Source organism: Mycobacterium sp. SMC-11 (genome assembly GCF_046250095.1).
Lineage (GTDB): Bacteria > Actinomycetota > Actinomycetes > Mycobacteriales > Mycobacteriaceae > Mycobacterium > Mycobacterium heraklionense_A.
The window spans coordinates 3171819-3185134 of the sequence record NZ_CP176430.1; the positions used below are offsets into that span (position 1 = coordinate 3171819).

Annotated in this window: 13 protein-coding genes; 6 read left to right on the plus strand and 7 right to left on the minus strand. The window is 66.8% G+C overall.

Annotated features, from left to right (window positions below; genetic code table 11):
- Positions 1-79: 79 nt before the first annotated feature.
- Positions 80-1057 (plus strand): LLM class flavin-dependent oxidoreductase, encoded by a 978-nt coding sequence (locus ACKY0X_RS15035; RefSeq protein ID WP_409426687.1) that lies wholly within the window; start codon positions 80-82, stop codon positions 1055-1057.
- Between the two features lie 45 nt (positions 1058-1102).
- Entirely contained in the window at positions 1103-1939 is an 837-nt protein-coding gene (locus tag ACKY0X_RS15040; protein ID WP_409426688.1) for a class I SAM-dependent methyltransferase, read from the plus strand.
- Here ACKY0X_RS15040 and ACKY0X_RS15045 read toward each other — a convergent pair.
- Genes ACKY0X_RS15045 through ACKY0X_RS15055 form a run of 3 tightly spaced genes read right to left on the minus strand, consistent with a single transcriptional unit; the run spans position 1915 to position 4228 of the window.
- Complete coding sequence (locus ACKY0X_RS15045) at positions 1915-2340, minus strand: PPOX class F420-dependent oxidoreductase (protein WP_409426689.1); 426 nt, start codon at positions 2338-2340, stop codon at positions 1915-1917. The genes ACKY0X_RS15040 and ACKY0X_RS15045 overlap by 25 nt on opposite strands.
- The gene (locus ACKY0X_RS15050; RefSeq protein WP_409426690.1) at positions 2340-3479 is read right to left on the minus strand and encodes an FAD-dependent oxidoreductase; all 1140 of its coding nucleotides are present in this window, start codon (positions 3477-3479) and stop codon (positions 2340-2342) included. The genes ACKY0X_RS15045 and ACKY0X_RS15050 overlap by 1 nt, the downstream gene beginning before the upstream one ends.
- A gap of 8 nt (positions 3480-3487) precedes the next feature.
- Positions 3488-4228, minus strand: coding sequence for an acyltransferase (locus tag ACKY0X_RS15055; protein WP_046285259.1), 741 nt, complete (start codon positions 4226-4228; stop codon positions 3488-3490).
- A gap of 126 nt (positions 4229-4354) precedes the next feature.
- Here ACKY0X_RS15055 and ACKY0X_RS15060 point away from each other — a divergent pair, with 126 nt between their 5' ends.
- The gene (locus tag ACKY0X_RS15060; RefSeq protein ID WP_409429647.1) at positions 4355-5617 is read left to right on the plus strand and encodes a PQQ-binding-like beta-propeller repeat protein; all 1263 of its coding nucleotides are present in this window, start codon (positions 4355-4357) and stop codon (positions 5615-5617) included.
- Between the two features lie 33 nt (positions 5618-5650).
- On the opposite strand, the gene ACKY0X_RS15065 is transcribed toward ACKY0X_RS15060, so the two are convergent.
- Positions 5651-6349, minus strand: coding sequence for an esterase (locus tag ACKY0X_RS15065; protein WP_409426691.1), 699 nt, complete (start codon positions 6347-6349; stop codon positions 5651-5653).
- A 104-nt stretch (positions 6350-6453) separates the two neighbouring features.
- A complete protein-coding gene (locus ACKY0X_RS15070) occupies positions 6454-7347 on the minus strand; it encodes a helix-turn-helix domain-containing protein (protein ID WP_409426692.1) in 894 nt (297 codons plus the stop codon).
- A gap of 307 nt (positions 7348-7654) precedes the next feature.
- Here ACKY0X_RS15070 and ACKY0X_RS15075 point away from each other — a divergent pair, with 307 nt between their 5' ends.
- Genes ACKY0X_RS15075 through ACKY0X_RS15085 form a run of 3 tightly spaced genes read left to right on the plus strand, consistent with a single transcriptional unit; the run spans position 7655 to position 11090 of the window.
- On the plus strand, positions 7655-9631 hold the full coding sequence (locus ACKY0X_RS15075; protein ID WP_409426693.1) for a hypothetical protein: 1977 nt from the start codon (positions 7655-7657) through the stop codon (positions 9629-9631).
- Between the two features lie 39 nt (positions 9632-9670).
- Positions 9671-10888, plus strand: coding sequence for a cytochrome P450 (locus ACKY0X_RS15080; protein ID WP_409426694.1), 1218 nt, complete (start codon positions 9671-9673; stop codon positions 10886-10888).
- Between the two features lie 4 nt (positions 10889-10892).
- Positions 10893-11090, plus strand: a complete 198-nt coding sequence (locus ACKY0X_RS15085) for a ferredoxin (RefSeq protein WP_409426695.1) — start codon at positions 10893-10895, stop codon at positions 11088-11090.
- A gap of 7 nt (positions 11091-11097) precedes the next feature.
- Here the strand turns inward: ACKY0X_RS15085 and ACKY0X_RS15090 are convergent, their stop codons facing one another.
- Complete coding sequence (locus ACKY0X_RS15090; protein ID WP_409429648.1) at positions 11098-12348, minus strand: THUMP-like domain-containing protein; 1251 nt, start codon at positions 12346-12348, stop codon at positions 11098-11100.
- Complete coding sequence (locus ACKY0X_RS15095) at positions 12306-13280, minus strand: class I SAM-dependent methyltransferase (RefSeq protein ID WP_409426696.1); 975 nt, start codon at positions 13278-13280, stop codon at positions 12306-12308. Before ACKY0X_RS15095 ends, ACKY0X_RS15090 begins: the two co-directional genes overlap by 43 nt.
- Positions 13281-13316: the final 36 nt, after the last annotated feature.

Sequence of the window (13316 nt, forward strand, 5' to 3'; positions counted from 1 at the left end):
TGGCGGAACGCCGACATAATCAATCGAGTGATCATTTCGTACGTTACGGTGGCGCCCCAGGAGGTGACCGGTCAATCCCATGCCACTACTAAGCGCCTTGCGCCTGAACATGACAAACGCCCCAGGTGCCGGAAATGCCGAGCGCTACCGGGCCGCATTGGAGATGGCATCCTTTGCCGACGCCAACGGCGTCACCGCGATCGGTTGCGAAGAGCACCATCTTGCGGCCACCGGCTGGCTGCCCGCACCGCTGTTGATGGCCGCCGCCGTCGCCGGATGCACCACCAACATCCGCATCAGCATCAACGCACTGCTGATACCGCTCTACGACCCGGTGCGCCTCGCCGAGGACATCGCGGTACTCGATCAGCTATCCGCCGGACGGGTCAGCTTCGTCGCTGGAATCGGCTACCGCCCAGAGGAATACCACGCCGTGGGCAAGGATTTCCGGCGGCGGGGCCGCCTGATGGACGAATGCCTCGAGGTATTGCTCAAATCCTGGGGCGACGATCCCTTCGAGTACCACGGGCAGCTGATCGACGTGACACCCAAGCCGTATACCAAGCCACATCCGGTGTTCTTCATCGGCGGGATGAGCACCGCAGCCGCTCGCCGAGCGGCCCGGTTCGGTTTGCCGTTCTCGCCGCCAATGCCCATGCCCGAGATCGAAGCGGTGTATCGAGACGAACTGGCACGCAACGGAAAGCAGGGTTTCGTCTTCAGTCCCGAGAATGGCAATACCGTAACTCACCTCACCACCGACCCCGAGGCGGTGTGGGCTCGATGTGGTGAGCATTTCCTGTACGAGGCAACCGAATACAGCTCGTGGGCGGTGGCGCAGGTGCCTCGCCCCAACGAGAGTCCGACCGCCACGATCGAGGAGCTGCGTGCGTCGGCCAAGGTCGAGGTGCTGACCCCTGAGGAGCTCGTCGCGCAGTGCCGCGCCGGCCGCACCGGGGTGACGCTGCACCCGCTGATCGGCGGGCTGCCGCTCGACGAGGGCTGGGAGAGCCTGCGATTGCTGGTCGAGCGGGTACTGCCGGCATTGAAACCCTAGCGGGGACAGCGCGGCTCAACGGTCTTCTTCGATACCATGGGCGCGATGGAGGATCCAGCCGAATCCAAAGTCGACGCCCGTGCGCTGAATGGTGTTTCGGAAACCGCCCTGATGACGCTCAACGGGCGGGCATATCAGGCCGCACACTCTCAGGCCATCATCGACGACCCGGAGGCGATTCGACTCGTCGAGTCCATCGCGTTCGACTTCGACAAATTCGGGCGTCGTGGCCAGGAGATGGCGCTACGGTCGCTGGCCGTTGATCGATGCGCGACGGCCTATCTGCGGCAACACCCGGCGGCGACCGTGGTCGCGCTTGCCGAAGGCTTCCAAACCAGCTTCTGGCGCCTCAACAGCGCTATTCCTGATCCGCAATTCACTTGGGTGTCAGTGGATTTGGAGCCGGTGATGCGGCTTCGCGAACGACTGCTGCCGACGTCACCGCGCATCACCAACCTGGCGCAGTCGGCGTTGGACTACAGCTGGATGACACAGGTTGATTCCAGCGCCGGCGTCTTCATCACCGCCGAGGGTCTGCTGATGTACCTGCAGCCGCACCAGGCGATGGACCTCATCGCGGCATGCGCCGAACGTTTCCCCGGCGGCCAGATGTTCTTCGATGTCCCGCCGACCCTGGTCAAGAAAGTGGCTCCGCGCGGGATGCGTTCCTCCCGGCACTACCGCGTGCCCCCGATGCCGTTCAGCCTGTCCGCGCGTCAGCTCGCCGGGCTGACCCACACCGTGCCGGGCATCAGCGCCGTGCACGATGTGCCGATACCCAACGGGCGTGGCCTGTTCTTCGGCTCTCTGTTTCCAGCCTTCTGGCAGTGGGGTCCCATGAAGAACTTTCGGGGCGCCTACACGCTGCTTGAGTTCGCTTGAGAACTCGCGGCGGGTCGGGCGGCGCGGATCTCCAGGCCGACGTGCACCTTCTCGATTCCGCCGCGCACCAGCGAGTGCGGGACGAACCACCAGGCGTGCCACCAGTACCGCTTCACGACGGCGTCGTAGACCCGCCGAGTCTCGGACTTGGGCAAGACCCGGGCCACCGCCTCAACGGGATCGCCTTTGGGTTTGCCCAGGGCCCCGCACTTTTGGATGGTGACCCGCGGGGTGTTGTTGATCCGCTTGGTTTTCCACGACCCGTCGTCGGTGATGACCAAGAGCCGGTCCCCGACGGGCGCACCCCACACCGGGGTCGGCTTGGGCTTGCCGTCCTTGGTGAACGTCGTCAGCAGCAGGTACTTCGCCCGATACACATCGGAGAATGCCGGTGTCGTCATCAGTCGATTCTGGCAGTTTTCAGCGGATCGTTGGGACGCACGCCGCGATAAATACCCCGCCGGACGATCCAGGGAAACAACAACCGGTCGATCGTCCAGGCCGGGAACCGGAACGCGCGCCCGGACGGCGCGAATACCTCCAGCCCCTCGGGCCCCGGCCCCAGCACTGAACCCCATCGCCTGGTGGGTGGCCGGTAGTGCCGCAGCGGCTTGCCGTTGAGGGCGGCTCGCACGTTGTGGGCCAACAGGCCGTCCGCCCGGTTGCGGGCCGAGCTGCGCAACGGGTCGGTCGCCGCGACATCGCCGATCGCGAACACTGTTGGATGTCCGGGCACCCGCAGGTCGGTCGAGACTCGGACGAAGCCGGCATCGTCGAGCAGCTCGGTCGGCAACCAGTCGGTGTTGGGTCGCACCTTCCCGATCGCCCACAGCACGGCATCGGCCGAGGCCGGGTCCTGACCGGTGCTCCAACGAACCGGGTCATCGGTGATGCGGTCGCAGCCGAACCCCTCGGGCACCAGGGCGCGGTGGTCGGGATGCAGCCCCACGCGCGCGTCGACCAATCTGCGCTCGACGGTGCGCCAGACCCGCGGATGGTGCTCACGCAGTGGGCGCTGGCCCGGGAAGTACAGGTTGACCCGTTTGGCCGGCCAGGTGCGGGCGATATTGGCGGCGCTGCTGACCGCCGCGGCACCCCCGCCCACCACGATGATCGACCCTGCGGTGGCCAGCCGGGCGTGTGCGGCGGTCAGCTCCGCGGCGACGTCACCGGCGGACTGCGTCGTGGGCCGACGCCAGAGGCCGTTGCTGACTCCGGTCGCGATGATCAGGGCGTCATAGGGCTCATCTCGGCTGACGCCGTCGGCACACGTGACGGCGAGAGTGCTGGCGTCCAGGTCGACGCCGGTCACCGCGCCGTGCACGGTGCGCACCCCATCCAGCCGTGGGAGCCGGTCGAACGGCAGCCAGTAGTCGCGCGCCCACTGCTGCGGGCGGGACAGTCTCAGGCCCAGCTCCTGGCCGCTCACCAGGGCGGGTTTCACCGAAATACCGACTACGTCGGCGTGCTTGGCCAGCCGGATCGCGGTGAGGACACCGCTGTCGCCCAGCCCCGCTATGACTACCCGCGGTCGCGTCACGACACGACTCAGCCCTGGGCAGCCTTCTTGCGTTCGATGTCGGCCAGGGCGGCGGCCAGCTCGGCACGCTCGGCGGCCGAGGTCTCCCAGGCCAGTTTGCGGTTCTTGACCACCTTGGCCGGCGCCCCGACCGCGATCGAGTAGTCGGGAATGACGCCCTTGACCACCGCGTGAGCCCCCAGGACACAACCGCGACCGACGCTGGTGTCTCGCAGGATGGTGACCTTCGCGGCGATCCAGGTGTCCGGGCCGATCCGCACCGGGCTCTTGATGATGCCCTGGTCTTTGATCGGCACGTTGATGTCGTCCATCTTGTGGTCGAAGTCGCAGACGTAGCACCAGTCGGCCATCAGCACGGAATCACCGAGCTCGATGTCGAGATAGGTGTTGATGACGTTGTCGCGTCCCAGCACCACTTTGTCGCCGAATCGCAGTGATCCCTCGTGGGCCCGGATGGTGTTCTTGTCGCCGATGTGCACCCAGCGGCCGATCTCCATGTACGACATCTCCGGGGTGGCCTGGATCTCCACGCCCTTGCCCAGGAAAACCATGCCGCGGGTGATGATGTGCGGGTTGGCCAGCTTGAACTTCAGCAGCCGCCAGTAGCGCACCAGGTACCACGGTGTGTAGGCCCGATTGGCCAGTACCCAGCGCAGCGAGGCCAGCGTGAGGAACTTGGCCTGGCGCGGGTCACGCAGGCGCGAACCCCGCCAGCGTTTGTGGATCGGAGCACCCCACATGGTCGTCATGGCCGGAAAGCCTACGCGAGCGCGATCCTGCCACGCGCTACCCTCACCTGGACTCGTTCACTGACCGGCCGAGGATTGGGGATTGCCACTGTGTTGCGGCGACGTGGTGTCCTGGCCGGTATCGCAATGGTGGCGCTGGCATCGCTTCTGGGCGGCTGTGCCAACACCGATTCCTGGGTGGATGCCGCGCCCGCGCCGGGCTGGCCCGCCCAGTATGCCGATGCCGCCAACAGCAGTCATACCGCCACCGCGGGAGCCACCGACCTGCAGCTGGACTGGATCCGCTCGGTCAAGGGTGAGCTGGGCGCCCAGCCCGCCGTGGGTGTGCACGGCTGGATGATGCTCAACGGTCAGACCGAGGCGGGTTGCTCGCTGATGCAGTGGGAGAACGCCGACCGGGGCCGGCAGCGCTGGTGCACTCGGCTGCATCAGGGCGGCGGGTTCTTCGGTGCGCTCATTGACGGCTTCGACAACGTCTATGTCGGGCAGCCGGGCGCCATGCTGTCGTTTCCGCCCACCCAGTGGATCCGCTGGCGTGCACCGGTGATCGGCATGCCCTCCACGCCTCGGATCCTCGGCGACGGCCTGTTGCTGGTCGTGACCCATCTGGGGCAGGTGCTGATCTTCGACACGCACCGCGGCGCGGTCGTCGGCACACCGCTGGACCTGGTGGACGGTGTCGACCCGACCGACTTCCGGCGCGGCCTGTCCGACTGCGCCGGCGCCCGACCGGACTGCCCGGTCGCCGCGGCACCTGCCTTCTCACCGGAGAGCAACATCGCGGTGGTGAGCCTGTGGCAGCCGGGCGCCAAGGAGTCCGGCCTGGTTGGTCTCAAATACCACCCGGGCGGCGTCCCGCTGCTCACCCAGGAGTGGAGTAGCGATGCCGTCGCCGCCGGAGTATTGGCCAGCCCCGTGCTATCCGCTGACGGGTCCACGGTCTATGTCAACGGACGCGACCAGCGCCTGTGGGCGATCAACGCCGCCGACGGCAAGGCGAAATGGTCAGTGCCGCTGAAGTTCTTGGCTCAAACCCCACCGGCGGTGACGCCCGGCGGACTGATCGTCTCCGGGGGCGGCCCCGACACCGAACTGGTTGCCTACGCCGACCGCGGGGACTACGCCGAGCAGGTGTGGCGCCGCGAGGACACCGTCCCACTGTCCTCGTCGAGTCTGGCCGGCAAGGTCGGCTACACCGTGGTCTCGGGCACCAGCCTGGGTCCGGCGGGTTTGTCGCTGCTGGTGTTCGACCCGGCCGACGGCCACACCCTCAACAGCTATCCACTGCCCGAGGCCCGCGGGTTTCCCGTGGGGGTGTCGGTCGGCAATGACCGGCGGGTGGCGGTCGCCACCAGCGCCGGTCAGGTGTTCAGCTTCGCCCCCGCCTGATCGCGACTACTACCCCGCCGCGCTCGCAATCGCCTAGACGGCCAGTGGGGGTAGCGCCGTGCGCGGCACCTTCACCGAGGTGGCACCGGAGCTCATCGGCAGCAGCTCGCCGGGCGCGAAGTAGAAGATCACCTCGTCGTTGGTGATGGCGAAATTCTGGTAGTGCGCCGGGTCCATCCCCGAACCCGACGAGATCAGGATCGCCGGTACGCCGGTCTGGCGTTCGAGGTCACGCTGGACCACCGGGAAGATCGCTTCCAGCGGCTTGCTGCCCTGCGCGAACAGGGTCTCGAAGGTGATCGGCTTGCGCGACGCCAAGTCGTAGTTGAAGGCCTGGTACCAGGTAGACGGCTGCGGGCCGCCGAGGTCTTGGAAGATCTTCAGCACGACACTCTGGGTGCCTTTGGGGGCCTGACCCGAACGGTGCTGCTCGGATGTGGCGTCCATTTCGTAGGGCATGTCGCGCGAGCCAGGCGATTTGGCCACGGTCAAGAACCCGTCGCGGTTCTGCACCAGGTAATCGGTCAGGGTCTGCTGGTCGGGGTAGTCGACCGGAAACCGCATGTCCAGGGTGTAGTTGGCGTTGGACGAGTGGACGTGGCATTGCCCGGACTCGAGCGTGCCGCCCAGTTCGGCACAGGGCGAAACCGCGCCCGCCGAGGGCATACCCGTCACGCCCAGCCAACTGCCCACTGCACCGCCCACCAACAGGGTGGCCACCAGAATGCGCATTGTCGGTTTGTCTCGCTTTGTCTCGCCTTGCCGCAGCAAGCAGGAATGGCTCGAAGCCGACAGCTTACCGGGCCGCCGAACTCGACGACCGGCAAACGGTCCTGCTACGAACTGAGCTGTTCTGCCGTCGCGCGGATTTCACTGATGAAGCGGTCGCGCTCGGATGCGCTCACCTGAGCTTGCAGCGGCCCCAACTGCAACTCGTAGACCGCTTCGCCCTTGTCGAAGACCGGTGCCGCCAGATAGCTCACCGATAAGGCATCGGGGCTGGCGAGTTCCGCTGCGGTATAGGGGGTTCCGCCCAACCCGGTCAACAACTGGAACACCCGCTGCCGGAGCGCAGCCCGCCGGGGATGTTCGGCGAGCATCCCGGCCACCTCGGCCAGCACATCGAGAGCCGCCGGGTCGGTCTGCCCCATCCCGAATACCACTACCCCGCTGCGCCGCGCCTGTTCGAACAGTTCGCTGAAGCGTTGGCGCGCGGGCATTTGCGCGGTGGCAAGCCACGTCCGCCGAGTATGCGCATCGCGGTGCGCGATCACGGCGGCGGCTACCGGCGCGACGAGGGGCAGGCGGACCCCGACGCCGACCGCGGCCGGAATCTGGCCCTGTCCCCCAACCACTGTCAAGAAACTCATCTCCGTGGCGCCCACCAGCGCAAGCGCCGTTCCACAACCGGCCCGCTCCGCTAGTTGCTCCATCAGGCGGGTGCGTTCCGGGGACACCGGCCACTGCGCGCGAACCGCGTCTGCGACGCCCATCAGCCCGGGCCCCAGCAGGTAGCGCCGGTCGGGCTGGCGGAGCACCCATCCCGCCCGCTCCAGCGCCACCAGGATTGAGGTCACCGTCGCACGGTTCAATTCCAGCCGCGACGCTATCGATGCGACCGAGCTCGGTTGTTGCTGGTCGGCGAGTAATCCCACGATGGCGACAACGCGGTCGGTCGGTGGCGAACCCACTCGCTCGACTTCGTCTCGCCCGTCATCGGGCTGGGCCATCGCGCTCCTTATCCGCCGAGAACATCGGACCGAATCCTACGAGGACAGAACGCCCGAGGTGGACGGCACACCGCAAACCCTTGCCTTCCGCGCGCATCCCCGCGTACAGTCCCGAATCAATATTTTGTCACTCTAGCGACAACTATTTGTCACTCTGCGGAGGTAAGGGAGCCCCATGAGCACAACGACGACGGCTGGTCGACCGGTTGGGTTTACGCCGGCAATCGGAAGGCCACTACCCGGCAGCGCGCAACGACGGGGCGCCAGAGGTGCCGCGTCGGCCCGCGTTGTCCGGGCGGCACAGCTGGTGACGACGGCACTGACCGGGGCCCTGGTGCTGGGAGTCACCGCGCAGCAGGCCGCCCCGGCGGCGGCGCTGCCCGTCTCGCTGGTTTCGGCGGACAGTTCGTTGCAGCCGGTGATCGACCAGATCCTGGCCAACATGCAGCTGGCCCAGCAGGGATTCGAAGCGTTGCCCTTCGCCACCCCGGACAGCAACGCCATGCTGCTGGCGAGTCTGCAGGCCACCAACTTCCAACTGCTCATGTCCTCGGGCCTGTCGCAGCTCACCCACGGCCAAGTCTTCGTTCAGGTCCCCGAGGTGACCGCCGGGGATTCGGCTGCCTACCGCCCGTACTTCCAGTTCTATACGCCCGACATCTACTACCGCACCGCCCAGGGCTTCGACCCGAACGCGACCTACGAACTCACCGGCACCGTCGGCAAGGGCACCGGCGGCATGGCGCTCATGCCGATCACAGTCGGGGGATCCTCGGCCGAAGGCGGCGGCGCCCTGGAGCTCGGCAGCGGTTTGACGGTCAATCCCGACGGGACGTTCACCGTTGTCATCGGCCCCGAAAGGCCGGACGGCGCAGTCAACTTCATCGACAGCAGCGACATCAACTCACTGCTGATCCGAGACATGCTGAGCCAGTGGGCATTGGGCGGCAGCAGCTTTCGCATCGACTGCGTGAGCGACTGCGCGCCGATCCCGGCCGGTATCACCGACACCGGCCTGTCCCGTGACATCATCAGTCAGCTCCTGAACAGGGTGGCTCCGGGCGTGATCCCGTTCAATCAGTTGAATATGCAGCTCGCCGGTGCCGCCGGAATCTTGCAGCCGCCTAACACGATGAGCGACCTGGAATCGCAAAGCGGTTACGGCGTCGCCCTGCCCAGTGCCGCCGTCTCGTCGGGCCATTTCGACCTGCAGCCCGGCGAAGCGCTAATCGTCAAGATTCCCCAGATCGATTCCGCCGGAATGAACGGAATCGAGCTGATGAACGCCTACGCCACAAATCTGCCCGCCACGTTGGCGCAGACCAGCCTCAACGGCACCCAATCGTTCCTTTCCGACGACGGCTACACCTACTACGTCGTCAGCGCCACGAACCCCGGGGTGGCGAACTGGCTGGACAGCGGCGGAGTCACCAGCGGTGAGATCTACATGCGCTACCAGAACATTCCGCTCGCCGACCGGCCTCCGGTTCCGCTGCCGGTGGAGACCCAGGTGGTGCCGGTCGACGAGGTGGTCAAGTACCTGCCGGCCGATACGCCGGCCGTCAGCCCTGCGCAGTACGCCGCCGATATGACCGCGCGGGTGCTGTCCTACAACTACGCGTTGGACAGCGCCCGAGTGGACGGACAGCCCGGCTGGGTGACGCAACAGTTGTGGCTGCACGACATCGAGAACGCCATGGGCACCGACAATTACACCGCGGTCTTCGGTGAGCAGCCCGAGACGCCGATGTGGCTGCGGTTCACTCCGGCGCTTGGCCCCGACATGCTCGCCCTGACCAAGTCCTTCTTGACCGATCCTTCGGCCAGCATGACCGCGATACAGGACAACTGGGATCTGGCGATGAAAGACATCTTGTTGCCGATCCAGCTGACGCAGGCCTTGCTGGAGAAGAACTTCGACCAAACGACCGACGCTGTTCAGGGCGCGCTGTCGTCGGGAGATCTGGGGCAGGTGCTGACGGCGCTGTTCGCCGGCGGCCAGCAATTCGGCACGATCCTCAGCGACTCGCTGTTCGATCCGAACACCAGCATCATCTCCGGCATTCTCAACGCCCGCGACGACCTGGCCACCTCGGTCTTCACCGCGACCGGCGGTATGCCCGACGTGGCGAACCCGTTGGCGGCTCTCGAATGGGCCTTCCTGCCGGAGCTTTCGCGTTCGGGTTTTGATCTCGGCGCGCTCCCGGATCCGTCCAGCTGGGCTGGTCTGGACCTGGGCGCGGCGCTGGACCCGAGCGCCTACGTGGCAATGCTGTTCGGCTGACCACGGTCGGCACCGATGAGACTTCGAGACGGGAGTGCAATGATCACGACAGCGCCTGGCCAGGCGACCTTCATACCGCGCGGCGGCGAGTCCTGGCGCGATCCCTGGCCGATGTATGCCGCGCTGCGCGAATACGACCCGGTCCACCAAGTGGTACCGGAGCATGCGCCACACAACGATTACTGGGTGCTGTCACGGTATGCCGACGTCAGCGCCGCGGCACGTGACTGGGAGACGTTCTCCTCCGCGCAGGGCTTGACCATCGACTACGGCGAGATGGAGCGCTTGGGTATCGCCGAGCAGAAGGCTCCGCTGGTGATGCTCGATCCCCCGGCGCACAGTGAGTTCCGCCGGGTGGTCCACAAGGGCTTCACCCCGAGACAGATCGTGACGATCGAGCCGGCAGTGCGCGAATTCGCGGCGGAGCGCATCGAACGGTTACGCGCGCAAGGCGGCGGCGACATCGTTGCCGAACTGTTCAAGCCGTTGGCCAACATGGTGGTCGCCCACTATCTGGGTGTGCCGGAGGCCGATCGAAGCCGGTTCAACGACTGGGCCGATAACATCGTCGAAGCCAATGCGACCGGGACGCAGGCCGGCGCCGTTGATGCGATTGTCGAACTCTTCGGCTACTTCACCGAGCTGGTCGAACGACGCAAGCAGGATCCGGGCGACGATACCGTCTCGCACCTGATCGCTCTCGGCTTCGGCAGCGACGCCGACAGCCTCGGAAGGGTCTTGGGATGGGCCTTCACCATGATCGCCGGCGGCAACGACACAATCATTGGAATGCTCGGCGGCAGCGCCCAATTGCTTACCGAGCACCGCGATCAGCGGTCACAGTTGATCGCCGACCCCAGCAGCATCACCACGGCGGTTGAGGAGTTCCTCCGCCTGACCTCGCCGGTACAGGGGCTGTCCCGGCTGACTACCCGCGACGTCCAGATCGATGGTGTGACCATCCCGGCCGGCCGCAAGACCTTGCTGTTGTACGCATCGGCGAATCGCGACCCGCGCCAATACGGACCGGACGCCGACCAACTGGACGTGCATCGCAAGCCGCAGGGAATCCTGAGCTTTAGTCAGGGCAACCACCATTGCATCGGCAACACCGCGGCACGGATGCAGTCGCGGGTGGTGTTGGAGGAGCTGCTGGCCCGCTGCCCGGACTTCGGAGTCGATTGCGACGCCATCGAATACGCCGAGGGCATGTATGTTCGGCGTCCCGATCGCCTGACGTTCGTTCCCGAGGCATAACGCGATGAAAGTCATTGCTGACCGTGACAAGTGCATGGGAAACGGCTTGTGCGAGGCGGTCCATCCGGACGTCTTCGAAGTCGCAGATGACGGTGTCGTTGTCGTGCACCATGAAAACGTTCACGCCGACGACCGCAAGCTGCTGCAACAGGCGGTCGCCGTCTGCCCGGCCTTTGCGCTGCGGCTTGTCGAGGACGACTGAGGCGCGCTCAGCGCGACGGACGGCAGACGAACGCAATCGCCCGCGCCGCCGCCCCCGTCCCGATGCGGGTGACCACCACCGACAGGGCCTGCGTCCCGCGCAACCGCAATCGGCGGCGCAGACCATCGGGATCGGCCTGCACGTCGCGCACGCCCCGCACCAGGATTTCCAGCGCACCGCAGTCGCGTGCCGTCAACACCTGGCGAAGGCGCTTTTCGCTGTAGGCCAGCGTTTCGAGCACCTCGAATCCGCGTACGCCATCCGGTAGTTCGTCACCGGAGAGGTAGGCGATGTCGGGATCGAGCTGCCAGAGCCCGTGCCGGGCGCCGTACTGGCGGACCAGGCCGGCCCGCACCACCGCGCCGTCGGGGTCGACGAGCCAGCGCCCCGCCGGCCGCACGTCGCAGTCGTCGGGCTCGGCGTCGGTGATCTGCTCGCCGCGGTCGAGGATCACCGCGCGGCGGCGTACCCCAGGTCCGGACAGGCCGGGCGACCACAGGCAGGCTTCGCGCACCGAGGCACGCCAGGAGGTGACTTCGATCTCGCCGGCAAATCCCAGTTGCCGGATCTTCTCGAAATCGATTCCGGGAGCGGCCTTTACCACCAAGTCGCGGTCGCGGTAGACCTCCATCAGCCGGTCCAGAGCGGGCTGGTAGTCGGCCGGGTCGAAACGCCGCCGGCCGCCGCCGCGCCGGCCGGGGTCGGCCAGCACCACCGTGTCGCGGCTGACCGGCGCCAAAGCATCGGCCCGTACCACGCCGTCGACGCCATTGCCCAGGTTGTGGCGCGCCATCGCCAGCCGTACCGGGTCGAGGTCGCTACCCAGCACCCGATCGATCAGCTCGGACAGCGCTGCCAGCTCGGTGCCGACCGAGCAGGTCACGTCGTGCACGACGGCACCCGGTGCCGCGGCTGCGATGCGTTGCGCCCGGTGCCGTGCCACCGGCGCGGCGCTGGCCTGCTGCAGCGCCTCGTCGGTGAACAGCCACCGCGACGTCCCAGGCAGCTCAGCCAGTTTGGCCGCGGCACGCCGGCGCAGCAGAACGGTCTCGACCAGCGCGGGCGTCCGGGCTCCGAAACGGCCGCGCAGGGCGGCGATGTCGGCGATCCGGGTGGCGTCGGTGAGCGCAAAGCCGGTGACCTCGGCCAGGTCGGCTTCCCCGACCGGCGAGCTCAGATAGCCGACGTCGTCGACTTCAAATCTGAAGCCCGCAGTCAGGACGGTTTGACCCCGGTGATCATCAGGTTGTAGAACCAGCCCTTGGGCACCACCCGGCGCCAGATATTGGCGTCCACCCAGCTCAGGGCCGTCCAGCTGCCGAAAGCGAATCGCGCCCAGCCCCAGCCGAGCTTGCCCGGCGGGACTGTCGACTCGAAGGTGCGGACCGGCCAACCCAGCATGGCGGCGGTGAACTCTTCGCTGGCGGTCTGCACCTCGGCCGCGCCGGCGTTGGTCGCCATCCGCTCCAGGTCGCGCGGCTCGAAGGTGTGCAGGTCCACGATCCACTCGAGGGCAGCGGCGCGGGAGTTCTCGTCGAGCTCTTCCTGCGGCCGGCGCCAGGAGCCCATTCCGGGCAGCTTCATCGCCGCGACCGTGGTCTTCCAGGTCAGGTCGGCCAGCCGCCGCGCATAGAAATTGCCCACGGTGGTGGGCTCGCCGGCGAAGATGAACCGCCCACCGGGCTTGAGCACCCGGACTACCTCGCGCAGCGACAGTTCGACGTCGGGAATGTGGTGCAGCACCGCGTGGCCGACCACCAGGTCGAAGGTGTTGTCCTCGTACGGGATGCCCTCGGCGTCGGCGACCCGACCGTCGACGTCCAGGCCGAGGGCCTGACCGTTGCGGGTGGCGACCTTGACCATGCCGGGCGACAAGTCGGTGACCGAGCCGCGCCGCGCCACGCCGGACTGCATCAGGTTGAGCAGGAAGAATCCCGTACCGCAGCCCAGTTCTAGCGCCCGGTCATACAGCGGCGCTTCCCCGGCCCGTTCCGCGGCCGGCACGATCGCGTCGAAGCGGCCCCGGGCGTAGTCGATACAGCGCTCGTCGTAGGAGATCGACCACTTCTCGTCGTACTGCTCGGCCTCCCAGTCGTGATAGAGCACCTGAGCGAGCTTGCTGTCATGCCGGGCCGCCTCCACCTGCTCGGCGGTGGCGTGCGGGTTCGGCGTCGGGTCCGTGCTCGTCATAGTGAGTCAGCCTAAGCGGTGACTGCAAGAACGACG

Coding starts and splice junctions, on each gene's coding strand:
- ACKY0X_RS15045 (WP_409426689.1), bottom strand. CDS start 2,340: ATGACGACACCGGCATTCTCCGATGTGTATCGGGCGAAGTACCTGCTG.
- ACKY0X_RS15055 (WP_046285259.1), bottom strand. CDS start 4,228: ATGACGACCATGTGGGGTGCTCCGATCCACAAACGCTGGCGGGGTTCG.
- ACKY0X_RS15040 (WP_409426688.1), top strand. CDS start 1,103: ATGGAGGATCCAGCCGAATCCAAAGTCGACGCCCGTGCGCTGAATGGT.
- ACKY0X_RS15070 (WP_409426692.1), bottom strand. CDS start 7,347: ATGGCCCAGCCCGATGACGGGCGAGACGAAGTCGAGCGAGTGGGTTCG.
- ACKY0X_RS15060 (WP_409429647.1), top strand. CDS start 4,355: ATGGTGGCGCTGGCATCGCTTCTGGGCGGCTGTGCCAACACCGATTCC.
- ACKY0X_RS15080 (WP_409426694.1), top strand. CDS start 9,671: ATGATCACGACAGCGCCTGGCCAGGCGACCTTCATACCGCGCGGCGGC.
- ACKY0X_RS15095 (WP_409426696.1), bottom strand. CDS start 13,280: ATGACGAGCACGGACCCGACGCCGAACCCGCACGCCACCGCCGAGCAG.
- ACKY0X_RS15035 (WP_409426687.1), top strand. CDS start 80: ATGCCACTACTAAGCGCCTTGCGCCTGAACATGACAAACGCCCCAGGT.
- ACKY0X_RS15065 (WP_409426691.1), bottom strand. CDS start 6,349: ATGCGCATTCTGGTGGCCACCCTGTTGGTGGGCGGTGCAGTGGGCAGT.
- ACKY0X_RS15085 (WP_409426695.1), top strand. CDS start 10,893: ATGAAAGTCATTGCTGACCGTGACAAGTGCATGGGAAACGGCTTGTGC.